Below are 26,604 nucleotides of genomic sequence, written 5' to 3' on the forward strand. Positions count from 1 at the left end.
AGGCAGATGGAGGATTTGCGATGAAGCAATATTTGCGCCAGTTACCGCCCGTCCATGAATTGCAGAAAGACAGGCGTTTTGAAGATTTTTTACATTCCTTTCAGCTGACTGCCGACCAGGGCACGAAGTTCCTCCAGCAGGAATTGAGTGTGCTTCGCGCAGGTCTCCTGAACGGAGAATCGGCTGTATCGCCTTCTGAGGAAAATTTCAGGGAGCTGATTTTCAGCAATGCGGAGAAAAAAGCAGAAGAATGGAATGAAGACCGGCTTATGCGGGTCATCAACGGAACCGGCACAGTGCTGCATACCAATCTCGGACGTTCGCGTTTGAGCAGCAAGGCAGTTGAACATGTCACACGGGCAGCGCGTGACTACTCTAATCTGGAATACCGCATCGCTGAAGGAAAGCGCGGTTCGCGCCATGACATTCTGGAAGACCTAATCCAACAGGCGACAGGAGCAGAAGCAGCCATGGTCGTGAACAATAACGCTGCGGCAGTGTTTTTGATATTAAGCGCGTTGGCAAAACATAAAGAAGTTATCGTGTCCCGCGGTCAGCTTGTTGAAATCGGCGGATCGTTCCGGGTTTCTTCCATAATGGAAGAAAGCGGCGCGCATCTCCGTGAAGTCGGTACGACCAATAAGACGCATTTATTCGATTATGAAAACGCGGTCAACGAGGAAACGGCGATGATCATGAAAGTCCATACCAGCAATTTCGTCATGTCGGGCTTCACGGCAACAGTTGAAACCGAAGAGATGGCGGCATTGAAAAGCCGCCATGACGGTGTGATTTTTTATGAAGACCTCGGGAGCGGCGCGCTCTACAATTTCAAGAAGCACGGCATCGGCAGCGAACCGCATGTGGGGGATGTGATTGCGGCAGGCGTGGATATCGTCAGCTTCAGCGGCGACAAATTGCTTGGCGGTCCGCAAGCTGGCATCATTGCAGGCAATAAAGAACTAATAAACAAATTGAAAAAACATCAGCTGGCTCGCGTGCTGCGTGTCGACAAGATGACATTTGCCGCATTGGAAGAAACGCTGAAAGCCTATGTGGCCGGCGGCGATGCCGTGATGGAAATTCCGACCGTGCGGGATATCATGCGTTCTGCCAATGACATTAAGCAGCAGGCAGAGAATTTTATCTCAGCAATGGAATCGCGCATAGGCGATTACCGGCTGGACTTACTGGATGGCGTCTCACAAATTGGAGGAGGCACGATGCCTGAAGTCCAAATTCCGACGTACTTGACGGCCATCCGCCATAAAACGATTCCCGCACAGCAATTGTCGGCGCGTCTAAGAGGAAGTCGCCCGCCTGTCATTGCGAGAATCCAGGACGACAAAGTGTGCATCGACTTCCGTACCGTGCGCGAAGAAGAAATGGATGACATCATACAGAGTCTTGTTGATATTGCGGCAACAGAATAAAAAAGAACCCCGGGCATACCTCTGTAAAACAGGAGGCTGACCGGGGTTTTTGCCACTCTTACGTTAAGTTAGACTAATAGAGTTAACTGGTTTCCACAGCTTTCGCCTGCAGCCAGTTTTCCATCGCTTCAAAAGCATGCTGGGCGTCTGAATAGCCCTGCCGATAAAGCAGGTCAAGTTTCTCGGGATCACGTTCAGCCCGTTTTACTTTAATCTCTCGGGATGGACGGATGACGAACACTCTTCCTTCCCGTTCAAGCCGTTCGATTTCTTCCAATTGATCGTTATAAAGTTTCCACCGTATTTCGAGTGCATGGGTCAGCCCCATATACTCTTTGTAAAAATAACGGCCCGTCTTTCTAAAGCGTGATGGCTTCCTGCGGTAACCTTTGCTTTTCGTCAGGACGATCACCGGCTTTTCAACGCCGTCCGCCAGCGCCTTCTTAAAAGGTATCGGATCTGCTACCCCGCCGTCCATCAGCTGATGGCCTTTATACGTAACGGCTTTTGCCATAAAAGGGAGGGAGCTGGAAGCGCGGATAATCGACAGGATGTCACCCGGGCTTTCATTTTTTTCGAAATAAACCGGTTCGCCTGTCACGCAATCGGTCGTGCCGATGACAAACCGTTCTTTAGCCTTGTGGAATGCCGGGAAATCAAACGGAACCAGTTTGTTTGGGATCTGATTAAAAATCAGATCCATGCCGAACAATTCCCTTTTTTGCATAAGATTGCGCAGCGAAATATAATCGGGATGCCGGACATAATCAATCATCACCGATTTGTTTCTTCCGCGCTGTCTGGAGATGTACGAAGCCGCATTGCAGGCGCCGGCCGATACGCCGATGACATAAGGAAAATAACGATCTTTTTCCATGAAATATTCCAGTACGCCGGCTGTGTAAATCCCTCTCATGCCGCCGCCTTCCAAGACTAATCCACTGTCGTACATATCGATCCCTCCATATCGATTTAACGTAGAATCTCCTGCTTCGGGTTATTTTCCTACATCATAACACATAATTTATTTTTCCTATAAAGGTTAAATTTTGGGAAGTTTGATGGTACACTGTTGACATTAGGAAATCAACTGGCGAAGCAGTGTGACAAGGGTTTATAGCCAGTCTTTTAATAGGTAAAAGGGGTGTTGGCAGATGTACGGGAAAATATTATTGGCAGTGGACGGTTCGGACCATTCCCTTCGCGCCGCCAAAGAGGCAATCACTATTGCGGGAAATAATGCAGAATCACAAATTACTATCGTTTATGTAGCAGACCATGACGATGCAAAAAACGATGTGCTGCATAGTGGAAGTTCAGCGGAATTGGATTTACAGCGGAGAAAAAAATTGCAGCCGGTGGAAGAAGCGATTACCGCAGGCAATGTCAAACACCGTGTAAAAATTCTGCATGGCACTCCTGGACCGGCTATCGTGGAATATGCCAATTCGGAAAGCTTCGACATTCTCGTCATCGGCAGCCGCGGCTTGAATTCGCTGCAGGAAATGGTGCTCGGCAGCGTCAGCCACAAAGTAGTTAAACGAGCAAACTGCCCTGTGCTGATTGTGAAATAAAAGAAAACGAAAAAAAGAGCGCCGAGGCGCTCTTTTCTTCATGTCGGGACGTTCTAGTTTTCCAGATAGCGGTATAAAGTGGATTTACTGATGCCCGTTTGTTCTTTGATCTCTGCCAAATTGTACTTTTTGCTTTCGTACATTTTAATCGCTTTTTTGACATTGGCATCGGGTTTTCTGGGACGTCCGGCGTGCATGCCTTTCTCCTTGGCGACCGTAAGACCGGCTTTTGTTTTGGCACTGATAGAATCACTTTGAAAATCCGCAAGGCACTGGACAATTTTTTGGAAAGTAAACAGTTTATCCGGTGCTGTATCAATCTGTTCACGGTGCGAATACAAGGTGCAGCCCTTTTGCTCCAGCGCATCCAGCAATTCCACCAGATGCCGCGTTGAATCCGCCAGGACATGCAAGCTTTTTACAATCAGCCGGTCTCCTGTTGCAAGGTGTGCCAGCACGCTTTTCAGCTCTTCTCTTTTCTTGGGGGAAGAATGGCTTTCAATGAAGGTTTCATCACAGTTCAAGTCAGTAAACAGCTCTTTTTGCTTGTCGCAATTTATATCCCCTTCTATGGGTCTCGCATAGCCAATCTGCACGGTTAAAACTCCTCGTCTAACATATTGCTTCTATTATAACATATTATTTTTTTAAAAAAGGACCAAAAAGGTTCCATTTTCGGATTGCTGGTGATACACTATTCTCATTGTGAAATCGTGGCTCCGAAATCTGGGGTAGGACTTAAAACTATACAACAAGAGGAGAAAGATATCGTGGGGGAAACTTTAAAAAAGGAATGGTTCGGAAATATACGCGGCGACATTCTGGCAGGAACTGTCGTCGCCCTTGCATTAATTCCTGAGGCCATCGCCTTTTCAATCATTGCAGGCGTCGATCCGATGGTTGGCTTGTATGCATCATTCAGTATTGCCGTTATTATTGCATTTGTCGGCGGACGGCCCGGCATGATTTCAGCCGCGACCGGCGCCATGGCGTTATTGATGGTGCCGTTGGTCCGTGATCACGGCTTGGAATATTTACTCGCAGCGACCATTCTGACAGGGGTCATCCAAATTTTGTTCGGGGTGTTCAAAGTCGCCAAAGTTATGAAGTTCATCCCGCGTGCCGTTATGATCGGCTTCGTCAATGCGCTCGCCATCTTAATTTTCATGGCGCAAGTGCCGCATTTCCTTGGCATCAACACCATCACTTATGTATTTGTCGCCATTACCTTGGCAATTGTATATATTGTACCGAGATTCTTCAAAGCCATACCGGCTCCGCTGATTGCACTTGTCCTGCTTACAGCTGTCGCCATCTATTCAGGTTTCGAGATGCGTACTGTGGGCGACTTGGGAACAATCAGCCAGACGTTGCCAGCGTTTTTATTGCCGGATGTGCCTTTTAATCTGGAAACTTTAATGATTATCCTGCCCTATTCCTTGGCCTTGGCGGTTGTCGGGCTGCTCGAAACCTTATTGACGGCCAACATTGTCGATGACATGACAGATACGGGAAGCAATAAAAATAAAGAAGCGCGCGGGCAAGGTATCGCCAACTTCGTTACCGGGTTCTTTGGCGGAATGGCCGGCTGTGCGATGATCGGCCAGTCAATCATCAATGTGAAGTCCGGAGGCAGAGGCCGGTTGTCGGCTCTTGTCGCCGGTGCCTTGCTGATGTTCCTGATCATTGTTTTGGGTGATGTTGTCATTCAGATTCCGATGCCGGTGCTTGTCGGCATCATGATTATGGTATCGATCGGAACATTCGACTGGAAGTCTTTCTCTTATTTGAGAAAAGCGCCGAAAGCGGACGCAATTGTAATGGTGGCGACGGTCGCTATCGTCGTTTACACGCATGATTTATCGATGGGTGTGCTGGCCGGCGTATTGTTGAGTGCTATTTTCTTCGTAGCCAAGATTTCGAAGATCAAAGTGCAGAAGCGATTGCTTGATGCTACGCATTATCAGGTGGAAGGCCAATTGTTCTTTGCTTCTGTCGAAGATTTCCTTGAGAAATTCGACTATGACATTAAAGACGAAAGAGTGGTCGTTGATTTCACAGATGCTCATATCTGGGATGATTCCGGCGTCGGCGCCGTTGACCGTGTCGTCCTGAAGTTCAGGGAGAACGGCAATCAAGTCGATGTTGTCGGCCTCGATACAGGCAGCCAGAAGCTGATTGACCAGCTGGCGATATTTAAGAGTGATAAAGCTAAGTTACCGACACATTAAATAGTTTTTATGTAACAGCCTTTCTTATAGTAGAAAGGCTGTTTTTCTTTGGGCGAAAATGGGGCAGGGACAATTTTGTAACTGCAAATCGAGTGGATTGCGCTGAACGCCCGAAAAAAAGAATAATCGCCCGCAAAATTTTCTAACCGCCCGCAAATTAAATTAATCGCCCGCAAATCCCGCTAACCGCCCGTAACCCCTTCGTCCCGATCTCTCCAAGCTTAAATCTGCACGATTCCATTCAGGAAAAAACCTTTTTCAGATTTTATTTAAAAAAATGTGATCTAAAAAAGACCCGCCTGCGTTATACAGTCAGAACGAAAAAATAAAACAGGAAAAAGGAGAGATTCATAATGAAAATGAACAAACTTTTAGTAGCACTTCCACTTAGCTTGGCAATGTTGGTACCAACGGCGGCACTTGCCGACAGCCACGGATCACATTCGAGCGGAACTAACGAATCGGCGCAAACAGATGTAGCGACGGATACAGCAGCGGCTGAACTTCGCATCCAATTGGATACTGTTCTTACGGAACATGCTTTCCTGGCAGTCGAAGCAATGAGAAAAGGCGCTGACGGCGCAGCCGATTTCGATCAGGCTTCAGCTGCATTACTTGCAAACTCGGATGACCTGACAGCGGCAGTAGCTTCTATATATGGTGAAGAAGGCGGCGCGGCATTCCAGGAAATCTGGAACTCGCATATCGGTTACTTTGTTGATTACGTAGTAGCGACTGGTGAAGGCGACCAAGCGGCAAAAGATGAAGCTTTGGCTCAACTTGAAGAGTATAAGAAAAAACAGTCTGAATTCTTTGATACAGCAACTGAAGGACGTTTACCGGCAGCAGCAGTTCAAGAAGGCTTGGACATGCACGTTGATCAGCTGATCAAGGCATTTGACGCATATGCTACAGAAGACTTCGAAACTGCTTACACTTTAGAGCGTGAGGCGATCCATCACATGAGCATGTTCGCTGAAACATTATCAATCGCAATCGCTGATCAATTCCCGGAATTGGTTGATGGGACAAACCCTGATACTCCAGCAATCGATTTGCGCGCAACATTGAATTACACATTCACTGAGCACGCAGGTCTTGCGGTAATGGCGATGCAGGACGGCGCTGACGGAGCGGCTAGTTTCGATCAGGCAGCTGGTGCATTGATGGCCAACGCAGATGACCTTTCGGCAGCAGTAGCATCAGTATACGGTGAAGAAGCGGGAGCGCAATTCGCTGAAATCTGGGGCTCGCATATCGGCTACTTCGTTGATTACGTGAAAGCGACTGGAGCTGGAGATGCTGAAGCTCAGGAACAGGCGAAAGCTGATCTTGACGGGTATATCGTCGAACAGGCAGCATTGCTTGATGCAGCAACAGAAGGACGCGTTCCGGCTGATGCTTTGGAAGAAGGTTTGACTGCACACGTCAGCCAATTGCTTGCTTCATTCGATTCTTATGTAGCTGGTGACTACGACGCAGCTTACGCTTCAATGCGCGAAGCTTATGCGCACATGACTATGCCGGCAGCTGGATTGTCAGCAGCCATCACGGATCAGTTCCCTGAACAATTCGGCGGCGCTGAAATGCCTGAAAAAATGCCTGCCACTGGTCTTGGCGGAGCTGAAGGTGCAGGAACGATTCCTTACCTATGGATCTTCGCTGGCTTGATGCTTGCGGCATTGACGACAACTATGGCGTTCAGAGCACGTAAACAATAATATATAGAAGGAAGTCACGAGCCGGCCAGTCAATGGCCGGTTTTTCTATGCCAAATAAACCCTTTGAAAACAGTCGGTTCGCAAAATCAACTTAGTAAAAAATGGATTATTTTCAGAAACTATTGACATTTAAAAGTAGATTCTAAATAATGGGAAAATAAGGGGGATACAATTACATGATCAGAGAGAAAGAGATAATAAACAACTTCATCTCAGGTGTCCATTTATGAATCTATCCAAAGAAACACCTGACACACGATTGAACCCATTTACAGCAATCTGGACAAAACCGCGCCAGACCGTTCGCCAGGTTATCGAAGAACAGAACTCCCGTCTTATTTTTCTGCTGCTGGTACTGACAGGTTACGTCTCCATACTAATTGGCGCGATGGATACGGATTTCGATGAGAGCTTCGGAATTTGGTCATTGGTATTGGGTAGTTTGATACTCAGTCCGCTTATTGCAGCGATCGGCAATATGATCGGGGCGATCATTGCTTTATGGATCGGCAAAATTTTTAAAGGAACAGGTACTTACGACGAATTGTTCCGAGCTCTGCTTGCAGGTCAAATCCCTCAAATTTGGCTGATCCCTGTTTTATTGCTGTGGATTTTCATATGGCCGACAAGTTATTTTACAGAGTCGATGGATGGCTATACCGGAAGCGACCTTGTGTTGAATGGCATACTGTCTGCCATTTTATTCGTCATATCGATTTGGACGTTTGTGGTGCAAAGCAAAGCGGTTGGGGAAGCACACGGCTTGTCAGCATGGAAAGGTGCTATCATCATTCTGATTCCGCTGTTAACCATTTTTGTATTGGGCTTACTGTTTGTCGCTTCTGTCATTTTTTCATAAGAGCAATCAAGTCTTTTTCCGTTAAAAGGAGAAAGGCTTTTTCATTGGCGAAGCTCCTGAAAAGCAAAAAATTCTTTCAGTAATGACTTGGTTAATTGCCGGGAGGGTCTAATGTCACGTTTATTGTTATACATTTACATATATACAATTTGTCCATATGGATTGGACGGCTTCTTTGATATGATAGTCCCATTGGAAGTTTTATAAAGTAAAAGCGAAGCAAAAGGGAATGGGTGGACTGGCATGGTGGATGTTGCAAAAAGAAATAATGTGAGAATTACGGGGCAAGGGGAAACAGCAATTATCTTTGGCCACGGTTTCGGCTGTGACCAATTGGTGTGGAAAGAAGTCATTGATGAATTCAAAGATGATTATAAAGTGATTACATACGATTACGTTGGCTCTGGTCAAAGTGATAAAACAGCATACTCGGAAGAACGCTACAGCAGCTTATACGGATACAAGCAGGATTTGCTGGAAATCTGTGATTCACTTGAAGACGATAATTTCATCTTCGTCGGCCATTCAGTCAGCAGCATGATCGGGATGCTTGCTTCGATTGAACGTCCGGAATTGTTCAGCCGGCTGGTGATGATCGGGCCGTCTCCATATTACATGAATGAGCCCGGGTATAAGGGCGGATTCGACAAAACGGATATAAATGAGCTGTTGGACATGATGGAAGTGAACTACAAAGAATGGGCAAAATATTTAGCGCCGGTTGTCATGAGCAACGAGGATCGTCCGGAGCTCGCGGAAAACTTTGAGCAATTGCTTTGTTCGAATGATCCGAAAATCGCCCGTCAGTTTGCGGAAGTGACCTTCACTTCAGATATGCGTTCGGAACTCGGCAAGTTGCGGGTGCCGACTTTAATCTTACAAACCCAATTCGATGCCATAGCGCCACTCGAGGTAGGGCAGTATGTGCACGACCATATCGAGGGGAGCCGGCTGCTCGTCATGAAAGCATTGGGCCATAACCCCCACATCAGCGATGCCGGAGAGACGGCCGCAGTCATCAAAGCGTATTTGGCTGGTTAGGAGTTGAGTTGATGGAGGAACAATTGGATTTTGCCCCAGTGGGCTATCTGGTCATGGACCAGGAATTGAAAATAATTGAGATGAACCGGACAATGATTGAAATGGCACATTTGGAAGCTGTTCCCACTCATATGCATGATTTACTGACCATTGCTTCGAGAGTCTACTTTCAAACGTATTTCATTCCAGCAATCATCACGCACGGGGCCGTCAGCGAAATGTTTTTGAGGTTGAAAGGCCCTGATGGCCCGATACCGGTGTTGATGAACACAAAGAAAAGAAACGACTTCCTTGAATGTGCCTTCATGCAAGTACCGATCAGAAATGAATATGAAAATGAATTATTGAACGCCAGGCGGGAAGCGGAACAGATAAGCCGGGCGACAGCTGAAGCGAACAGCCAGCTTCAATTTTTGCTGGATGAAGTGGAATGCAAACGCGAAGAATTGAATGTGATGAACGGACGCCTGAAGGAATTGACTATTACGGATGTGCTGACTGGCTTGAAAAATCGCCGCTATCTGGAAGAGTTCCTGCCTGACATTATTGAAGAAAGCGGCCTTGCATTATTGATGATTGATATCGATTACTTTAAAAGGGTAAATGATCGTTTCGGGCATCATGCAGGGGATGTAGTTTTGAAGGAATTGGCGGATGTACTGGCCAGTACCATTGGGACGGCAGGTTTTGCTGCACGTCTTGGCGGAGAAGAATTTGTTGCTGTGCTACCGGAAATGGATTTAGCGGAGGCAGAAAAAGTTGCGGAAAAAATACGGCATAACGTCGAAATGAAGGACTGGTCCTATCAGCCGATTACCGTCAGCATCGGTGTCGCCGGCAATTCCGGCTGCAATACTTTTTCCGATTTATTGAACGAAGCGGATACGGCTTTATACAATTCAAAAAATGCTGGACGGAATCGAGTGACGGTTTCTTCTTGAATGGTGGACCTTGCCTTTGCGGCAAGGTTTTTTTATTGTTTTGTATAATTATTAAGCTCTTATTTTAGGAGATTGGTCTTAAGTTTGTTAGTATGAAAAGAGCATTGAATATAAAAAATCGTGATTTTATTGCAAGGGGGATGACGTAAATGGCTGAAACGAAAGAAGCCGCTGCCCAATTGATTAGAAGAAACAACGTTAAAATTGGGGGGCAGGGCCAGAAAGTTCTGGTGTTTGCACATGGCTTCGGCTGTGACCAATACGTATGGGATAAAATTGCGCCAGCATTCGAAACGAAATATAGAGTTGTACTTTTCGACTATGTCGGTTCCGGTAAGAGTGACAAATCGGCCTATGATAAAGAAAGATACCAGACATTGCATGGCTATAAACAGGATCTTCTTGAATTATGCGATGCCTTATCACTTGAAAACATAGTGTTTATCGGCCATTCAGTCAGCAGTATGATCGGGGCTCTCGCGGCAGTTGAACGTCCGGAACTGATGAAGAACCTGGTGATGATCGGCCCGTCTCCACACTTCTTGAATGAGCCCGGGTATAACGGGGGATTTGAAAGAGCGGATATTGAAGGCATGCTGCAGATGATCAAAGGCGATTATAATGAGTTCGCTAAGTTCCTGTCTCCAATAGTTATGCAGAATTCTTCCCGTCCGAATCTTGCCGCAGAGTTCGAAAAACTGCTTTGCTCAAACGATCCTGAAGTTATGAGTGATTTTGCGAAAGCCACATTTCTGGCAGACGTCCGTGAAGACCTGGAAAAAGTAAAAGTGCCAACTTTGATTTTGCAGACCCGTAATGATGCAGTAGCACCTGAATCAGTCGGTGAATATGTACATAGCCGGATTGAGAACAGCGAGTACAAATTGATGGATGCTGAAGGCCACAGTCCGCACGTCAGCGATGCGGAAGAAACCATCAGCAAAATTGCAGAATATCTATCCGTTTCCTGAACTTTCAATATTTTACTTTAAAATCTTCTGAAAGTTAATACAGAAAGCAGTACACGGGACTTCACTCTACAGGTATAATGAATTCAAATAACATAGAATGTTAGCTCATGGAGGTACTGATGGATAAACATTATGAAGTTTTGGGACAGCGCGTCATAGATGATAAATACCTGATTGCAGAACTGATTAACGAAGAAGTGATGAAAGATGCGGATAAAAATGATTTTATTCGGGATGAACAATTCATCAAGCAAGTCATCGAAGCCCGCGCCGGATTTGTGGAACTGCTTGGCAATTCTTTGATAAATTCCTGTGATGAGAAGAAGGTTTACGAAGCCATTGACTCCTGGGGATTTTCAACCGGCCGCTATTTCCTTGAAGCGAATATGATGCTGGACGCCGCTCTTGCTGAATCTTCGTTATACCGTAAACATTTGGCGAAATTGATCAGGAGTGAAGGGAAACTTCAAAACATCCCTATGGAGACTCTGTTCGATGCGATGGAATTTTTCCATACACTTTTGGATCACGCTATGTATTCTTACAGCAGCGCCTATATCGATGCATATCAGGAAAGACTCACTGCAGCGCGAAAGGAATTTTTCGAACTTTCCGCCCCAGTTGTGCCAATTGCCGATAAAGTAGCGATTTTGCCGCTGGTCGGCGATCTTGAAATTGACCGTGCTCAGTTCATCCTTGAAAAAACATTGACAGCGGCCAATAAACTCCGGATTTCCACATTGGTTATCGACCTTTCAGGTGTAGTGAAAGTCGATTCAATGGTGGCTGAGCAAATCATCAAGATTGTTCAGGCACTCAATATGGTAGGTGTTAAAGCGATTCTGACAGGCATCCGTTCCGAAATTGCCATCACATTATCTCAACTGGGTGTCGATACACGTTCACTCGTAACGGGCGGCAGCTTGAAGCAGACGCTAGAGAAGCTTGATTTCACAAAACTATAAGAGTCATAAAAAAACGCTGAAGCGCATTACTTCAGCGTTTTTTTATTGTGTTTTATACAGACACCTTAATATTGCCGGCTTCGAGAAGCTGACGTAAGGTGGCAGTTTCTTCTTCGTTCAACGGAATCATCGGCAAACGCACTTTGCCTGTCTCGATACCGAGTAATTGTAATGCGGTTTTAACCGGCACAGGGTTCGGCGCTGCGAAAAGGGCGTTCATGATCGGCAGAAGTCTGCGATGCTGTGCGGCTGCTTCTTTAATGTTGCCGGCCGTAAAGCTTGTTACCATCTCCTGCATTTCATTGCCGATGATATGGGAAGCGACCGAAACAATGCCGTCCGCGCCAATTGCCATCAACGGAAGGGTCAAACCGTCATCACCGCTGTACACAGTGAAGTCATCCGGGGTGCCATCGATGATCAATGACGCAGCGTCAAGGTTGCCGCTCGCTTCTTTGACAGAGACGATGTTGTCGACAGCGGATAAGCGAATGATTGTTTCCGGCGCCATATTGACAGCGCTGCGGCCAGGGATGTTATAAAGCATGATCGGCAGGCGGGTTGCTTCAGCGATAGCTTTAAAATGCTGGAACAAGCCTTCTTGCGCGGGTTTATTGTAATAAGGCGTGACCAGCATGATGCCGTCGACACCCGATTCTTCTGCTTGCTTGGTCAATGTGATTGATGAACGCGTATCGTTCGAACCGGTTCCGGCAATGACGGGAATACGGCCATTCACTTTCTCAGCGGTAAATTTAAACAGCGCCAATTTTTCAGCTGCCGTCAATGTGGGCGATTCACCGGTAGTGCCGGCAACGACGAGTCCGTCGGAACCATTGGCGATCAGGTGCTCGATCAGATTTTCTGTGGCTGGAAAGTCAATATCGCCGTTTGTGTCAAAAGGGGTGACCATTGCCGTGATGATTTTTCCGAAGTTCATAGTATCCCATCCTTTTCAATTTTTTTAAAAGTTTCATTCGCTATTAAAAATAGATCCAGCGGCATTCTGTCTGAGCCAATAAAAAAAGCAGCAGCGAAGGGCCGCTGCTGCTGCACAAACACAATCCATATGTGTTGCTGTGCGTCAGATAGCCCTCCATGCGAAAAATTCCGCATGACAGTCCGACATCTTTTAAATGCAGGACCAGCAACAGGAATCAGGGGCTTCCAGCCGCTTCGGCAAATACCCCTTCCGGCAGAAGTCGGGGGAGCCCGTGCTCCTCGTTCTGCTTACTGATGGTAATTGCGCCTCTATCCTCACTTCGCTGTAAAGGAAGCAAGAACTATTGAATTAGCTCGACTTTATCAAAATACGCTGTTATTTGCAAGTGGAATCGGGTATTGATAGGCAAGAATAGCAATTATGGCAAACGGAAACGGGGAGAACGATATGCAGGAATATGAAGGCGACCAGTATTTGAATATCGCGACCGAAGGCACACAGTGGATATCCGAAGCTACACTCCACCATAACCGCTACGAACCAACCCCCTATATGCATTTGAAGGAATTATTCAATCGCCATCCCTTAAAAAGCGAGGATGGCCTGGTGGATTTCGGCTGCGGCAAAGGGCGGCTGAATTTTTATGCGCATGACCGTTTCGGCTGCCGCGCGACTGGGATTGAACTGAACACCAGTTTTTGCGGAGAAGCCCAGGAGAATCTTAGAAATTACAGCCGCGCCGGCAGGCACCGGCTTGCCGATGACAGCATCAGGTTTCATTGTAAGATGGCGCAGGATTACGATGTGCATCCGGAAGACACGGTGTTTTATTTCTTTAATCCGTTTTCTGTCAAAATATTTATGAAAGTCGTGGATAATATTTTACGTTCTGCGGAAGATTTTCCGCGGCAAATGGATCTCATTCTTTACTATCCTTCCAGCGAATACATGGATTTTCTGGAACGCAATACACTTTTCGAATTGCTGGATGAAATCAACCTGCCAGCAATCAATAAAGATCCTGCGGAGCAATTTTTAGTTTATAGATACAACCCTCAGGTGATTTAACAATTTGATGAAAAGGGTATAAGCAATTGAAATGAGACAGAAACGGGTGTGGTCCTATGAAATGGAAAGGCCGGAGAGGCAGTGCGAATGTAGAAGACAGAAGAGGCAGCGGGGGCGGTAAAGGACTGGCGGTCGGCGGCGGGCTTGGCGGAATAGTGCTGATCCTGATCGTTACGTTTCTCGGAGGAGATCCGGGCGTGCTGCTCGATGGCATGGGCGGAAATGGGTCCGGCGGCAGCAGCTCAGGAGAACCTTACCAGGCGACCGAACAGGAAGAGGAACTGGCTGATTTCGTATCGGTCGTGCTCGCGGATACCGAAGAAGTATGGACGGAAGTCTTTGCTGAAGAAGGCATGCAATACGAGGAGCCGACATTGGTCCTGTTTACTGACAGTGTTCAGTCTGCCTGCGGCACTGCCGGCGCGTCGGTCGGACCGTTTTATTGTCCGGCGGATTACAAGCTCTACATCGATTTGGATTTTTACGGTGAATTGCAGCGTCAGTTCAATGCACCTGGTGATTTTGCGATGGCTTATGTCATCGCCCACGAAGTCGGACACCATGTCCAGAATCTGCTCGGTGTGATGCAGGAAGTGCAGCCGCTGCGCAATCAATTAAGCGAAGAAGAATACAATAAAGTACAGGTCCGCCTTGAACTGCAAGCGGATTATTTATCTGGCGTCTGGGCGCATCATGCCCAGGAGATGGGGTATCTGGAAGAAGGCGATCTTGAAGAAGCGCTGACGGCTGCAGCAGCAGTCGGCGACGACACCATCCAAATGCGATCGCGCGGTTATGTCGTACCGGAAAGTTTCACCCACGGCACGAGTGAACAGCGCCGAGAGTGGTTCTATAAAGGCTTTGAAGCAGGCAACTTGGATGAAGGGGATACCTTCAGCGCGGACGGATTATAAGAAGCTTTTGTGAAACATACGGAAAACGGATGCGCAGGATTGATATTTTCCGCCCAGTAATCCATTATATAGAATAGACAGTCTTTTCATGCATTTCATGAAAAGAAATAAATTCTATGAAGGAAGTAAATCCATGCAAGAAGAAAATATCACACGCCTGCAATATGGCGATAAAGAATTGATCCTGATCGGCACAGCCCATGTTTCCAAACGCAGCGCGGAACAAGTCAAAGAAGTGGTTGACGCTGAGCAGCCGGATTCCATCTGCATCGAATTGGATGCGCAGCGCTACCAATCGGTCACGGAAAACAGTAAATGGAAGGAAACCGATATCTTCAAAGTGATCAAAGAGAAGAAATCGAGTCTCCTATTGATGAATCTGGCAATCTCTTCTTTCCAAAACCGCTTGGCCGATCAATTCGGTATCAAGCCGGGGCAGGAAATGATCCAAGGCATCGAATCGGCAAAAGAAACTGGCGCTGAACTGGTGCTTGCCGACCGCAATATCCAAGTGACGTTTTCACGTATTTGGGGCAATATCGGTCTATGGGGCAAAGTTCAATTGCTGTCTTCGGTATTTTTCAGCATCTTCTCAAAAGAAACAATTTCTGAAGAAGACCTCGAGAAGATGAAATCCCAGGATACGCTGAGCGCGGTCATGGACGATTTTACCAAAGCCTTCCCGCGTCTGAAGACACCGTTGATCGATGAACGCGATCAATACCTCGCACAGAAGATCAAAGAAGCGCCGGGCAAGAAAGTCGTTGCTGTACTCGGTGCGGCGCATATACCGGGAATCACGAAAGAAATCCATAACGAACATGATCTTGAAAAACTTTCGGAAGTTCCGCCTAAATCCAAATGGCCGAAAATCATCGGCTGGGCAATTCCGTTGATCATCATCGGAATTATCGCTTACACCTTTATCTCTAATCCTGCAGCCGGCATCGATCAGACGATCAGCTGGATTCTGTGGAACGGTACATTGGCCGCAATTGGAGCCACTATTGCATTCGGCCATCCACTGGCCATTCTGACGGCGTTCGTTGCCGCGCCGATTTCTTCGCTTAATCCGCTTGTAGCGGCGGGCTGGTTCTCGGGACTGACCCAGGCATCGATCCGAAAGCCGAATATCGGTGATTTCGAAACGCTGTCCAAAGACGTTTTCACAGTCAAAGGTTTCTGGGACAATAAAGTCACGCGTGTCCTATTGGTCGTCGTTTTGACGAATCTCGGCAGTTCCCTTGGAACATTCATCGGCGGTGCGGATGTCATCCGCCTGTTTTTCGAGAATATCTGAATTATGCAGCCTGTCCAGGGTCAACGCTGGGCAGGTTTTTATTATGGAATCGAAAACTTGTAAATAGATTTCCAAATTTACCAATTTCATCGAAAAAAGCAGCTGATTTAAAATAAAGAGGGTATACACGATTAATGTACATAGTTAATGAAAATAACCGCCTCGAAAAATTTACAGCTTTTGCAAGTAGCCGGAGTGGACAGTCCGAACGATGAAGTTATACAATACTTATACAAAAACAGAAGGAAGGTTATATGATGAATTACATATTAGAGCGGAGTAAATTGTTTATTTTCCTGATTTTCATCTTTATGCTGGTGGGCGTCTATACATTTCTGACATTGCCCCAGCGTGAAATTCCGGAAACGCCGCCTGGCCTCGTGCTGGTGTCGACAATTCTGCCGGGAGCAGGACCGGAGGAAGTGGAGCGCTCAATCACGACACCGTTGGAAAGTGAAATTCAGAAAGTGGATGGCATTTCTTCCATTCAATCCATTTCTTCCAATTCTGCTTCCATTATTACGTTGGAAATCGAAGACGGTGTAGAACCGGATGCCCTGATCAACTCGATTCAGCAGGAAGCGCAAAGCGCATCAGCCGAATTCCCGGAGCAGGCCCAGGAAACATCCGTCGAAAAACTTGATCTGACTTTCCCGCTGGTGTCATATATGTTCTACGGCGACCGAGCGGAACTGGATGGCATGAAGCAAGCGCTGGCCGATTTATCTGAAGACGTTGAAGCTGTGTCAGGCGTTGCCGGCACTACGGTCAAAGGTCTCAACGATCAGCAGATCCTGATTGAACTGGACAGCGAAGCGCTCGCAGAAAATAATCTTCAGCCATTTGCCGTGCTTGAATCGCTGCAGCAGGCTAATCAGCCGCTGTCGCTTGGTACGCATGATAATGGCAATGAGCGTCTTGTATTGACGGTCAGCCAGGAAGAAGGCATCGAAAAGCTGGAGCAATTGCAGGTCGGCCAGGCGGCAGTGCCGTTAAGTGACGTCGCGACGATCGAAACTGTGGATCAGGAAACTTCCGATATTGTCACTTATGACGGCGCAGAAGCCATTTCCTATACAGTGTTCCTCCAGACTGGCCAGGACGTGCCGTCTGTTGATGAACGTGTGACAGAAGTGATTGAAGAATTCAACGAAAACCTGCCTGCTGGTGTAGAGGCGGATAAATACGAGTCCCAGGCTGATAATGTCAATGAAATCTTCAGCGGGCTCTATATTTCATTATTGATCGCTGTGTTGGCCGTACTGGTTACGACAACAGCGGGACTTACATTATTCGGCGCATTCGCCGTTGCGTTGACGGTGCTTGCCTCTGTATTGATCGGGTTGATTCCTATTCCTTATATGGGCGTCGATTTGAACCAGATTTCGGTCATCGGCCTCATCATCGCCATCGGGATATTGGTGGATGACAGCATCGTCGTCAACGATAATATCCAGCGGCGCTATAAACTGGGCGATTCGCCGCGTGCAGGTGCAATCAACGGCGTCCGTGAAGTTTATCCGTCCATCATCTCGTCCAGTTTGGCGATTGTTGTGACATTTTCACCGTTATTGCTGCTGTCAGGCGGAAACGGCGCGTTCATCAAGGCGCTGCCAAGTATTCTGATTACGACAATCATCGCATCGACTGTGCTGTCGATTACATTGGTGCCGATGATGCAATATTTGAAAACAAAACGCAAAGCGAAGAAAATTTCTGATACACCTGGATTCCTTGGGAAGCCGCTTGAAAAACTGGCTGTATTTTATTCGGAAAAAGTATTGCGCGGCGTTTTAAAACGTCCGTTATGGGTCGGAATTGGCGGTCTCTTGATAGCGACAGGTTTATTGTCGCTCGCATTGTTCACGCCGTTCGAATTCTTCCCGGAAGCTGACCGCGAAGAAGTGACGATGAACGTCCGTTTAGCGGAAGGTACACCGATTGAAGAAACCGACGCATTTATCAGGGACGTTACCGAAGAACTTGTGGAAGAAGATGAAAATGTTAAAGAATTAGCGATCTTCACTGGTGATGGCTTGCCGAATCTGTTTGCTTCATCAATGGATAATACAGGCTCCAATACTGGGCAGGCAGCAATCCGCGTAGATCGCGACAATACTTCCGCTTCCGCTTTCATCGATAAATGGGAGCCGGAATTGCGCGAGCGTTATCCGGATGCTGAAATCTTCCTTGATACGATTGTCCAGGGACCTCCAGTCGGAGCACCGGTGACAGTAACAGTTATGGGTGAAGACATTGCGGAGCTTGAAAGTTTGCGCGATGCATTAAAAGAAGAAATGCTTGATAATGGAGCGGATATTGTTACGGATAACCTTGGAGATCCGGTTCCGGCTATTGAATATCAGCCGAACACGGACGTCCTTGAAAGCAACAGCATTGCGCTGAGCACAGTGACGAACCAGCTGCAGCTTTTGACACAGGGGATTCCGCTTTATTCAATCTATGAAGACAATGAATTCTATAATGTCGTCTTGAAACAGGCGGGGATTGAAGAAGGGGAAGAAATTGACCTTTCGGAATTCGCCGTGCCTGCAACGAGCGGACAAGGCGGCCAGCAAGGTCCGCCGCAACTGATTCCACTGGATGAATTATTGGATGAAGAGGAAACAACAGCCATTGCACAAGTGCCGCACGAAGATGGCGAACGCGCGATTACATTGCGCGCATTCGGCAGTGCGGATGATTTCGAAGCTTCCATGCTGGAAGTGGTCGATGCTCAAAGGGCTGACCTAACGGAAGGGTATGAAATTTCTACAGGCGGTGAAAACTCTGACCAGGAAGCATTCTTTGCTGAAATCGGCATTCTGTTCCTAGTCGTGTTATTGCTGGTTTATCTGGTCATTGCCTTCCAGTTCAAATCGTTCAGCTTGCCGTTCCTGGTACTGATTGCAGTTTATCTGGGAATTTCAGGCGCCATTCTCGGCTTGTTCCTGACACAGACACCGCTAAGCTTCCTTGGTGTTATGGGGATTGTCTCCTTGACGGGTATTGTGGTCCGGAACGCGGTTGTGCTGATTGACTTTGTGGAAGCGCGCCGTTTGTCAGGCGATTTCTCCATTAAAGAAGCGATTCTGGAATCCGGTTACGCGCGCATCAAACCGATCATTTTGACAACGATCACTTCAATTGTCGCGTTGATTCCGGTTGCTTTGTCAGGCGATCCGTTATTCGAACCGCTTGCGGTTACAATCATCGCCGGACTGGCATTCTCGAGCTTGTTCACTTTAGTGATGATTCCAGCTCTTTACTTGGTGTTCTACCGCATCAGCCACCGTAAAGAAAACGCGAAAGCCTAACTTTCAGCAGCACAGCCGGTTAGTGGCTGTGCTGTTTTTAAATTCTAGAATGCCGATTAGTTGAAAGCGATAAGGGTAACTAGGATAATAGAACGCGGATTAACCTGAAAAAAGCGGATTTTTGATAAAAAGAGGTGAAGCTATTGGCGAGTAAGCACGATGTCCACGATAAAAAAGACATAAAAATAGGACCGCTGCTTGCGGTGCTGATGGCTGGCGTTTTTGTCGCTATCTTGAATCAGACTTTGCTGGCCACGGCATTGCCTCATATTATGGATGATTTGAGCATTACCGCGAATACGGCGCAATGGCTGACTACCGTTTTCATGCTCGTCAACGGCGTCATGATTCCGGTAACCGCTTTTTTAATCGGCAAATTTTCAACCCGGGCTTTATTCCTGACGGCGATGGGGCTGTTCACCATCGGAACCATCGTAGCGGCGTTTGCGCCAGGATTCTCCATTTTGATGATCGGCCGAATCATACAGGCTTCGGGAGCAGGCATCATGATGCCGCTTACCCAAACCATCTTCTTCGTCATTTTCCCAATTGAGAAAAGAGGGCAGGCGATGGGCTTGTTCGGTCTTGTCATTTCTTTCGCGCCGGCGATCGGACCGACGTTATCGGGATGGATTGTCGGTCAATATCCGTGGCGGGCCTTGTTCTATATTGTTATTCCGATTGCCTTGATCGATTTGATCTTTGCATATTTCTTCCTGAAGAATGTCACAAAACAGACTTTCCCGAAACTGGATATCACTTCGGTTATCCTGTCGACATTCGGTTTCGGCGGTATCCTTTATGGCTTTTCAAGTGCCGGCACGACCGGCTGGGGCAGTTTGCCGGTTCTTTTATCCATCGCCATTGGGGCGGTTTCGCTGTTCCTTTTCATACAGCGGCAGGGCCGTCTGAAAGAACCGCTGCTCGAATTCCGGGTTTTTAAGTACAAGATTTTCACTTTATCAACGATTCTGAGCGTCATCGTTTTTATTTCCATGATCGGAAGTGCTACAATTCTGCCGATCTATATGCAGGATATGCATGGCTTCACGGCGCTCGAATCCGGCTTGATGCTTTTGCCGGGTGCCATCATTATGGGAATCATGAACCCGATCACCGGCCGGATTTTCGACGCGTTCGGCGGCAAATGGCTGGCCATTATCGGTCTCTTGATCGTTACGGTCAGCACATTTCAATTTACCGTACTGACCGCTGAAACTTCGTTTACTTATTTAACCATCATGCATGCCATTCGGATGTTCGGCGTCGCCATGGTGATGATGCCGGTAACGACCGCTGGACTCAACCAGCTGCCGGAAAGACTGATTCCGCATGGCACGGCTATGAGCAATACGATGCGCCAGGTTTCAGGTTCAATCGGAACCGCTTTGCTTGTAACAATCATGACGAGCACTGCGCTCGACCCGGAACAGTACGGTGTTCAAGGGCTTATCCGGGGAGTGAATATCTCCTTTATCGTAGCCGGAGTGCTGAGTCTCGTCGGCGTCTTCTTGTCCTTTTTCCTTAAGAAAGCAGCGCCGTCAACTGAAGGTGAATAAAACCGGGGATGACGGCAGTGGAATCATTTCCCGGGAAATATCAATTCAATTGCGAATTTTCATCCGATTGGGAATATAATCGAAATCGATTTTTGTAACACAATGTACATTTACTTATTCGATTTGCTTTGGTAAGATGTCAGACGACGGATGAGTTAGACATTTATTAGCCTAATTTTCTGATAAAATACTATTTATGAGGTGAAGTTGTGAATATATTATGGGGCATCTTCGGCATTTTCGTCGTTCTGGGATTAGCCTTCCTTCTATCTGACGGGAAAAAATCCATTAAGCCACGGACAATTTTAGGTGGACTGGCGATTCAAATCGGCTTCGCGTTCATTGTACTTGAATGGGAACTTGGCCGCCAAGCGCTACTCAAACTATCTGAAGTAGTCAATAATGTAATCGGTTACGCGGGTGAAGGGATCGCTTTCGTATTCGGTCCTGCAGCCGACACAGAAGGATTCGGTTTTGTCTTCGCTTTCCAAGTGCTGACAATCATCATCTTCTTCTCTTCTTTAATTTCAGTCCTATATTATTTGGGCATCATGCAGTTCATCATCCGCATCCTTGGTGGTGCAATCTCTAAACTGCTTGGAACAAGTAAAGCGGAATCGATTTCCGCATCAGCGAATATTTTCGTTGGCCAGACAGAAGCACCGCTTGTTGTCCGTCCGTTCCTTGCTGGAATGACGAAATCCGAATTGTTCGCGGTTATGACCGGCGGACTTGCCTCGGTCGCAGGTTCTACACTTGCGGGTTACGCCCTTCTTGGCGTTCCACTTGAATATTTGCTTGCTGCAAGTTTCATGGCGGCTCCGGCCGGTTTGATCATGGCGAAAATCATGATTCCGGAACAAGAGGAAATTGAAGAAAAAGAATTCAAGCTTGAAAAAGACCAAGAATCAGCCAACGTAGTTGACGCCGCTGCACGCGGTGCGTCTGACGGTTTGCAATTGGCATTGAACGTCGGAGCAATGCTTCTTGCGTTCATCGCACTTATCGCTTTGCTGAACGGTTTGCTTGGCTTTGTCGGAGGTATTGTCGGATTTGAAGGTCTGACAATCCAGCAAATTCTTGGATTCATCTTCGCGCCGCTTGCTTTTGCAATCGGTGTGCCATGGGCAGAAGCTGTTCAAGCAGGCAGCTTCATCGGCCAGAAACTCGTACTGAACGAGTTTGTCGCTTATGTATCGTTTACTGCTGAAATGGCGGACCTTTCGCCTAAAACAGTCCTTATTGTCAGCTTTGCACTTTGCGGATTCGCAAACTTAAGCTCGTTGGCAATTTTGTTGGGGGGACTTGGTGCTATGGCGCCAAGCCGTCGTCCACAAATCGCAAAACTTGGTATGAAGGCAGTAGCAGCCGGAGCACTCGCTTCACTTCTGAGCGCCTCTATCGCTGGTATGTTCTTCTAATCAATAAAGTACGGTGCCACACGCAATTTGCGTGTGGTTTTTTTTGTGGGGAGAATTTGGGGTTAGGAATAGTAGGAATTGTGGTTTCGTAAGTTAGTGGGTTAGTGGGTTTGTCGGTTTTTCGCTTTTCGCCGTGGCGGAAAGCATCCGTTCAAGGGTTTTTGGGGTTGTGTGCGGGAAAGGAAGGAGAGAGAGGGAATTTCAGCGTGCGGCAGATCAAAAACCGTTGAATGGATTTTCATTTCGCTGGGCGAAATGCGATGAAGAGCGGAATGATGATGGAAGAGTGGGATTTCATGGGGGAATGGTGGCAGAAAACGACTTTTTTGCATTAGGTGACGCTGGAAGCGGAAATGGGAGGCTTTTCGCTCGGCGAAAAGCTTCTTTTTTTAGGTTATTGGGGTGGGTAGGAGATGAGATAGGTTGGTGGAATTAGGATACGGGCGATTAATTTACTTTGCGGGCGATTAAAAATTTTTGCAGGCGATTAAAAGGAAATGCGGGCGATTAGAAAAAAATACGGGCGATTAAAAAAGTTTGCGGGCGTTCCGCGTAAATCTCCATAAAAAAAGGAAAAGTGTGTCACTTTTCCTTCTTTTTTAAACTATATTTCCAAGCTTTACTTTCTCCAGAAGTTTCTAAATCAAATTGAGCCAAGAGTCTCTTAGCGACGGAACTCGATTCCACACCACACCACTCACGAAACGCCTGATTCGTAATATGGGTGTCAACCAGCGAAAAATATTCACGCAGCGCAAACTTATGCGCTTGCCGGTCCCGGTGTCCGCAGCCGGGGCATTGCCAGCTTTTCTTTATTCGTTTCATGCCGTACTTCTGGCACTCTGTACATTGAATGCCGCGGCGGATTTCACTCGCTTCGATATAATATTTACCGCATAATGGGGTTCTCAGATAAGGGGAATGGGCGCTGATGATCTGCTTTTTGATTTTCGGCAGTTTCGGCGGTTCGGCTTCAAGGGGGAAAGCCTTTAGGATTTGAAATAAATATTCAGGCATCTGATAGACTTTACAGAGGTGTTTACTTTTGGGTCTGGCAATAAATTCACAGGTTTTTGGCGTGAAAACGATAAGTCCGCTGACAGGCAGTTTAATTTTTTTCAATCCGAACCATGACGCCAGGAAGCGGATATTCTTGTTCAACTGGATACGGGGATCATCCATCACTTTTTTCACGTCGCTGTCGTCCAAGCGATAGAATTCACCGGTCTGCTCGTCAAAATGGATCCTGCCGCTGATGTTCTTCGAATCGATGATGATGGCACATCGCTCGGTTAAAAGCAGGCCGTCAAATTGTGTTTTCCAGGAACCGATAGCCAAACTGACGTCCCACAGCACATGAAATTCTTCATCCGGCAGAAATTCGACGAAGCGTTTCCGCATCCGGTCTTCTCCGCTGATGCCGGCAACAGTCCGGTACAATTCCCCTTCGAGATAATTTCGCTGTGAATGGGTGGACGGCAAGCGGCTAAGCAAGGAGCCGAGCGCATCTTCCGTGCAGAGTAATTCCAATGGTTCTTTTTCCATATAACACCTCTTTTCCAACTATTAATTGAAGTATAGCATTTGTCAGAAAGAATGAATCGTTCCTAAAAAAATATAATTCAAAACCACCCCAAACCACTGAATGCATAGCATTTCGCGGCGCGAAATGCGCTTAGATCAAAACCATCAATCACCCCGCATTTCGCCTTCGCGAAAAGCGATGAAACCGAAATTCGACTATTACATTTCGCCTTCGCCAACACCCCGTGTGCCATCCAAACCCCAATCCCAAACCCTTGACGCAACAGCGTTTTTGGATTACACTTCTATCTTGGCTTACCTGAATTTATTCAGGCAGAGCGGGTAGGGAGAGGGCTAATTTAATAGAAGGTTTTCAATATGTATAATTGGATGGATCGTTTTTTCGGTCTTAAAGAAAATGGCACATCGGTTAAAACCGAGTTGCTGGCAGGGCTGATCGGCTTTTTCACAGTGGTGTATATTATCGCGGTCAATTCGCTGATCCTGTCGGAATCCGGCATGCCGATCGAAGCGGCCATCATCGCGACGATCGGGGCATCTGTTTTTGGTGCGCTCGTCATGGGATTCTGGGGCAATGTTCCGATCCTGCTGATTCCGGGCATGGGCATCAACGCGCTGTTTTCGTATACGCTGGTGCAGGCGATGGGCCTTACCTGGCAGGAAGCGCTCGCGGTCGTGTTCGTTTCCGGCGCTATTTTTGTCGCTGTGGCGTTTACGCGTTTTGCCAAAGTGCTGAGCGCTGCCGTGCCGCATTCGCTGAAAGAGGCGATAACAGTGGGTCTTGGTTTATTCCTGATGCTGCTGGGCCTTGAAAAAGGCGGAATCGTCATCAATGGCGAAGGGGCGATTTTGGCACTCGGATCGGTTTCAGACCCGCTGGTGCTGTCGACAGCTTTGACATTCGTCATCGCCATCATCCTGTTCATCCGCAACGTGCCGGGGAATTTCCTAATCACGATAGTGGCTGGGACAGTGATTGCCTTTTTATTTGGCATGATCGATCTTAGTGGGCTGAATGAACCGGCGATGAGCGCTTCAGAAGCATTTGCTGGATTTGGTGCTTTAAGTTTCACCAGTTTCCTGACCATGGGATTCTGGGTAGCGGTTTTCTCGCTGACAATGGTCCTGGTGTTTGAGAACATCGGCCTTGTCCACGGACAGGTCAATTTCATCGAACGTCCGGAGAAATACAAGCGCGCATTCCAGGCGACATCGATCGGCTCGATGGCTTCAGGGGTTTTCGGGACCAGTCCGACAGTTGCCAGCGTCGAAACTTTAGCGGGCATGGCGGCTGGCGGACGCACAGGTCTGACGGCGATTACGACCGGCTTGCTGTTTCTTGGCGCCGCATTTTTCATTCCCGTCATCAAATTGATCCCGGACAGTGCGATTGCACCGATCCTGATCATCATTGGCGCATTGATGCTGCAGAACATCAAGGACCTTGATATGAAAGATATGAGCGAGAGCATCCCGGCGTTTCTGATCATCGTCCTTATTCCGTTTACGTACAGTATCGCTGACGGCATCGCCATCGGCTTTATCATGTATCCGTTATTGAAGGTCGGTCTCGGCAAATGGCGCGAAGTCACACCGGCGCTTTATGTGATCGCCGCATTGTTCCTCGCGAATTATATTTTCCAGGTCATTGGGTAATGTAGTCCAATAAAAACAAACGCACTTGCCGGATAAGCAAGTGCGTTTTTTTATTAAATGGAGCTATAGGTGATACAATAAAGAGAAACTTCATTCATTCAGTGGGAGCTTCCCAATGAATGTTAGTTGATCCAATCGGGTTTTTACGGTCAGTCGGCCTCCCACCCGGAAAGGTGGGAGTCTTACTGACCGTTAATACGGGATAAAACCAACAGCAACAGAAAGGAGCGGCCGCATTATGAAATACACGAAATCGAAGATGGAAACCCTTGTCAGTGAAAATCCGGAACTGAAAAAGCGCCTGAAAACACTTATGAAGGATATGGATCTAGAAAAGAATTTCGCTTTGAAAGCACTCTACCATTCAGAAGTGACAGACAACGGACCTTATCAGTCCGCGTATCAGGACCTTGACTTGCTCTAAAAGGGCAGGTCTTTTTTTATGCTCATATACGGCCGGGCAATCCTAATGCCACCAAATCTCTCCCCATAAATTCAGCTGCAGATTGCTCAAAGTGATACTGGCAGCCTCAGAATCGGAAGGTGTATCCATTAAAAAACTGAATTGGTCTCCGTCCCGGTGGATGAGGCTGGTGGAATTTGCGGAAGACAACTCGACAGGCTCCCCGTTGTCGAAGGCCGCCACAGCTTCCGCTTTAAGCGAATGCGTAAAGCCGTCTTCCGTGTATCCATGCTCTACGCCTGAAATCAGCGCAGCCCCGTCAGCGCGCTCAGATCCACGCGACCGGAAAATCACTTCAAAGCCTGATTCGCCTCGCGGCACGACTTCCAGCACGGATACCGTATTGTCGCCGTCATCAAAGAGGACCTTTCCTTTATTGCTTTCCGGATCTGTTAAATCGAGTTCGACGGAATATTCGTCTTCGATGGGTTCTGTGATATGGTAATAATCCTCAGTCTGCTCGGCAATATGAGAAATGCCGTGAATATGGAGGCTGACGGCTTCAATCACGCGCGGCAGCATAAATGCGCTGACCGCAATAATGACAGCGGTTATATATAAGGCATTCATGTTCAGGATTTTTTTCATAATAGCCCCTTCCTGATACGGAAAATTCTGATAACTAAATTTTACCATAAGACTAAACGGAAAAATATCAAATAAATAAAAAACCTTTTCAGAC

General features: G+C 47.3%; 22 protein-coding genes and 1 riboswitch. Of the genes, 17 read left to right on the forward strand and 5 right to left on the reverse strand.

What is annotated here, in order from left to right; all coding sequences use genetic code 11:
• Positions 1-20: 20 nt before the first annotated feature.
• Positions 21-1,433: an L-seryl-tRNA(Sec) selenium transferase gene (gene selA / locus AC2Q9J_RS05965; protein WP_499038050.1), complete on the forward strand. Its 1,413-nt coding sequence runs from the start codon at positions 21-23 to the stop codon at positions 1,431-1,433.
• A gap of 82 nt (positions 1,434-1,515) precedes the next feature.
• Here the strand turns inward: selA and AC2Q9J_RS05970 are convergent, their stop codons facing one another.
• The gene (locus AC2Q9J_RS05970) at positions 1,516-2,385 is read right to left on the reverse strand and encodes a patatin-like phospholipase family protein (RefSeq protein WP_499038052.1); all 870 of its coding nucleotides are present in this window, start codon (positions 2,383-2,385) and stop codon (positions 1,516-1,518) included.
• A 202-nt stretch (positions 2,386-2,587) separates the two neighbouring features.
• On the opposite strand from AC2Q9J_RS05970, the gene AC2Q9J_RS05975 reads away from it, so the two are divergent.
• Positions 2,588-3,007 (forward strand): universal stress protein, encoded by a 420-nt coding sequence (locus tag AC2Q9J_RS05975; protein WP_499038054.1) that lies wholly within the window; start codon positions 2,588-2,590, stop codon positions 3,005-3,007.
• Between the two features lie 53 nt (positions 3,008-3,060).
• Here the strand turns inward: AC2Q9J_RS05975 and AC2Q9J_RS05980 are convergent, their stop codons facing one another.
• On the reverse strand, positions 3,061-3,603 hold the full coding sequence (locus AC2Q9J_RS05980) for a recombinase family protein (RefSeq protein WP_499038056.1): 543 nt from the start codon (positions 3,601-3,603) through the stop codon (positions 3,061-3,063).
• A gap of 174 nt (positions 3,604-3,777) precedes the next feature.
• On the opposite strand from AC2Q9J_RS05980, the gene AC2Q9J_RS05985 reads away from it, so the two are divergent.
• The 7 genes from AC2Q9J_RS05985 (at position 3,778) to AC2Q9J_RS06015 (ending at position 11,736) form a co-directional block, all read left to right on the forward strand.
• Positions 3,778-5,238 carry a SulP family inorganic anion transporter gene (locus AC2Q9J_RS05985; protein ID WP_499038057.1) on the forward strand — a complete coding sequence of 487 codons (1,461 nt, stop codon included), beginning with the start codon at positions 3,778-3,780 and terminating at the stop codon, positions 5,236-5,238.
• 353 nt (positions 5,239-5,591) lie between these two features.
• Positions 5,592-6,959 (forward strand): copper amine oxidase, encoded by a 1,368-nt coding sequence (locus tag AC2Q9J_RS05990; protein WP_499038059.1) that lies wholly within the window; start codon positions 5,592-5,594, stop codon positions 6,957-6,959.
• 226 nt (positions 6,960-7,185) lie between these two features.
• Positions 7,186-7,818, forward strand: a complete 633-nt coding sequence (locus AC2Q9J_RS05995; protein WP_499038061.1) for a Yip1 family protein — start codon at positions 7,186-7,188, stop codon at positions 7,816-7,818.
• A gap of 243 nt (positions 7,819-8,061) precedes the next feature.
• Positions 8,062-8,859 (forward strand): alpha/beta fold hydrolase, encoded by a 798-nt coding sequence (locus tag AC2Q9J_RS06000; RefSeq protein WP_499038063.1) that lies wholly within the window; start codon positions 8,062-8,064, stop codon positions 8,857-8,859.
• A gap of 11 nt (positions 8,860-8,870) precedes the next feature.
• Positions 8,871-9,800, forward strand: coding sequence for a GGDEF domain-containing protein (locus tag AC2Q9J_RS06005; protein WP_499038065.1), 930 nt, complete (start codon positions 8,871-8,873; stop codon positions 9,798-9,800).
• Positions 9,801-9,949: 149 nt separating this feature from the next.
• Positions 9,950-10,771: an alpha/beta fold hydrolase gene (locus AC2Q9J_RS06010; protein WP_499038067.1), complete on the forward strand. Its 822-nt coding sequence runs from the start codon at positions 9,950-9,952 to the stop codon at positions 10,769-10,771.
• Between the two features lie 119 nt (positions 10,772-10,890).
• On the forward strand, positions 10,891-11,736 hold the full coding sequence (locus AC2Q9J_RS06015; RefSeq protein ID WP_499038069.1) for an STAS domain-containing protein: 846 nt from the start codon (positions 10,891-10,893) through the stop codon (positions 11,734-11,736).
• Between the two features lie 52 nt (positions 11,737-11,788).
• Here the strand turns inward: AC2Q9J_RS06015 and dapA are convergent, their stop codons facing one another.
• Positions 11,789-12,676, reverse strand: coding sequence for a 4-hydroxy-tetrahydrodipicolinate synthase (gene dapA, locus AC2Q9J_RS06020; RefSeq protein WP_499038071.1), 888 nt, complete (start codon positions 12,674-12,676; stop codon positions 11,789-11,791).
• A gap of 141 nt (positions 12,677-12,817) precedes the next feature.
• Positions 12,818-12,998: riboswitch (Lysine riboswitch) on the reverse strand.
• 128 nt (positions 12,999-13,126) lie between these two features.
• Between dapA and AC2Q9J_RS06025 the strand changes: the two genes are divergently transcribed.
• The 6 genes from AC2Q9J_RS06025 (at position 13,127) to AC2Q9J_RS06050 (ending at position 22,258) form a co-directional block, all read left to right on the forward strand.
• A complete protein-coding gene (locus AC2Q9J_RS06025; RefSeq protein ID WP_499038270.1) occupies positions 13,127-13,747 on the forward strand; it encodes an SAM-dependent methyltransferase in 621 nt (206 codons plus the stop codon).
• A gap of 56 nt (positions 13,748-13,803) precedes the next feature.
• Complete coding sequence (gene ypfJ, locus AC2Q9J_RS06030) at positions 13,804-14,661, forward strand: KPN_02809 family neutral zinc metallopeptidase (protein WP_499038073.1); 858 nt, start codon at positions 13,804-13,806, stop codon at positions 14,659-14,661.
• 133 nt (positions 14,662-14,794) lie between these two features.
• Positions 14,795-15,961, forward strand: coding sequence for a TraB/GumN family protein (locus AC2Q9J_RS06035; protein WP_499038075.1), 1,167 nt, complete (start codon positions 14,795-14,797; stop codon positions 15,959-15,961).
• Between the two features lie 257 nt (positions 15,962-16,218).
• Positions 16,219-19,278: an efflux RND transporter permease subunit gene (locus AC2Q9J_RS06040; RefSeq protein ID WP_499038076.1), complete on the forward strand. Its 3,060-nt coding sequence runs from the start codon at positions 16,219-16,221 to the stop codon at positions 19,276-19,278.
• A gap of 209 nt (positions 19,279-19,487) precedes the next feature.
• Positions 19,488-20,837, forward strand: a complete 1,350-nt coding sequence (locus AC2Q9J_RS06045) for an MDR family MFS transporter (protein WP_499038272.1) — start codon at positions 19,488-19,490, stop codon at positions 20,835-20,837.
• Between the two features lie 209 nt (positions 20,838-21,046).
• Positions 21,047-22,258 carry a NupC/NupG family nucleoside CNT transporter gene (locus AC2Q9J_RS06050; protein ID WP_499038078.1) on the forward strand — a complete coding sequence of 404 codons (1,212 nt, stop codon included), beginning with the start codon at positions 21,047-21,049 and terminating at the stop codon, positions 22,256-22,258.
• 582 nt (positions 22,259-22,840) lie between these two features.
• Here AC2Q9J_RS06050 and AC2Q9J_RS06055 read toward each other — a convergent pair.
• Positions 22,841-23,803, reverse strand: a complete 963-nt coding sequence (locus tag AC2Q9J_RS06055) for a nuclease-related domain-containing protein (protein ID WP_499038080.1) — start codon at positions 23,801-23,803, stop codon at positions 22,841-22,843.
• Between the two features lie 357 nt (positions 23,804-24,160).
• Between AC2Q9J_RS06055 and AC2Q9J_RS06060 the strand changes: the two genes are divergently transcribed.
• A complete protein-coding gene (locus AC2Q9J_RS06060) occupies positions 24,161-25,459 on the forward strand; it encodes an NCS2 family permease (protein ID WP_499038082.1) in 1,299 nt (432 codons plus the stop codon).
• Between the two features lie 238 nt (positions 25,460-25,697).
• Positions 25,698-25,883: a hypothetical protein gene (locus AC2Q9J_RS06065; protein WP_084243877.1), complete on the forward strand. Its 186-nt coding sequence runs from the start codon at positions 25,698-25,700 to the stop codon at positions 25,881-25,883.
• 42 nt (positions 25,884-25,925) lie between these two features.
• Here AC2Q9J_RS06065 and AC2Q9J_RS06070 read toward each other — a convergent pair whose 3' ends face one another.
• On the reverse strand, positions 25,926-26,510 hold the full coding sequence (locus tag AC2Q9J_RS06070) for a hypothetical protein (protein ID WP_499038084.1): 585 nt from the start codon (positions 26,508-26,510) through the stop codon (positions 25,926-25,928).
• Positions 26,511-26,604: the final 94 nt, after the last annotated feature.

The organism is Planococcus sp. RAB007_Raresut (assembly GCF_057369535.1).

Excerpts from the sequence above, each read along its gene's own strand:
- AC2Q9J_RS06000 (WP_499038063.1), top strand. The coding sequence starts at position 8,062 with ATGGTGGATGTTGCAAAAAGAAATAATGTGAGAATTACGGGGCAAGGG.
- AC2Q9J_RS06065 (WP_084243877.1), top strand. The coding sequence starts at position 25,698 with ATGAAATACACGAAATCGAAGATGGAAACCCTTGTCAGTGAAAATCCG.
- AC2Q9J_RS06070 (WP_499038084.1), bottom strand. The coding sequence starts at position 26,510 with ATGAAAAAAATCCTGAACATGAATGCCTTATATATAACCGCTGTCATT.
- AC2Q9J_RS06045 (WP_499038272.1), top strand. The coding sequence starts at position 19,488 with ATGGCTGGCGTTTTTGTCGCTATCTTGAATCAGACTTTGCTGGCCACG.
- AC2Q9J_RS05975 (WP_499038054.1), top strand. The coding sequence starts at position 2,588 with ATGTACGGGAAAATATTATTGGCAGTGGACGGTTCGGACCATTCCCTT.
- AC2Q9J_RS05990 (WP_499038059.1), top strand. The coding sequence starts at position 5,592 with ATGAAAATGAACAAACTTTTAGTAGCACTTCCACTTAGCTTGGCAATG.
- AC2Q9J_RS06015 (WP_499038069.1), top strand. The coding sequence starts at position 10,891 with ATGGATAAACATTATGAAGTTTTGGGACAGCGCGTCATAGATGATAAA.
- dapA (WP_499038071.1), bottom strand. The coding sequence starts at position 12,676 with ATGAACTTCGGAAAAATCATCACGGCAATGGTCACCCCTTTTGACACA.
- AC2Q9J_RS05970 (WP_499038052.1), bottom strand. The coding sequence starts at position 2,385 with ATGTACGACAGTGGATTAGTCTTGGAAGGCGGCGGCATGAGAGGGATT.
- selA (WP_499038050.1), top strand. The coding sequence starts at position 21 with ATGAAGCAATATTTGCGCCAGTTACCGCCCGTCCATGAATTGCAGAAA.
- AC2Q9J_RS05995 (WP_499038061.1), top strand. The coding sequence starts at position 7,186 with ATGAATCTATCCAAAGAAACACCTGACACACGATTGAACCCATTTACA.
- AC2Q9J_RS06060 (WP_499038082.1), top strand. The coding sequence starts at position 24,161 with ATGTATAATTGGATGGATCGTTTTTTCGGTCTTAAAGAAAATGGCACA.
- AC2Q9J_RS06035 (WP_499038075.1), top strand. The coding sequence starts at position 14,795 with ATGCAAGAAGAAAATATCACACGCCTGCAATATGGCGATAAAGAATTG.
- AC2Q9J_RS06040 (WP_499038076.1), top strand. The coding sequence starts at position 16,219 with ATGAATTACATATTAGAGCGGAGTAAATTGTTTATTTTCCTGATTTTC.
- AC2Q9J_RS06025 (WP_499038270.1), top strand. The coding sequence starts at position 13,127 with ATGCAGGAATATGAAGGCGACCAGTATTTGAATATCGCGACCGAAGGC.
- AC2Q9J_RS06010 (WP_499038067.1), top strand. The coding sequence starts at position 9,950 with ATGGCTGAAACGAAAGAAGCCGCTGCCCAATTGATTAGAAGAAACAAC.
- ypfJ (WP_499038073.1), top strand. The coding sequence starts at position 13,804 with ATGAAATGGAAAGGCCGGAGAGGCAGTGCGAATGTAGAAGACAGAAGA.
- AC2Q9J_RS06005 (WP_499038065.1), top strand. The coding sequence starts at position 8,871 with ATGGAGGAACAATTGGATTTTGCCCCAGTGGGCTATCTGGTCATGGAC.
- AC2Q9J_RS06055 (WP_499038080.1), bottom strand. The coding sequence starts at position 23,803 with ATGGAAAAAGAACCATTGGAATTACTCTGCACGGAAGATGCGCTCGGC.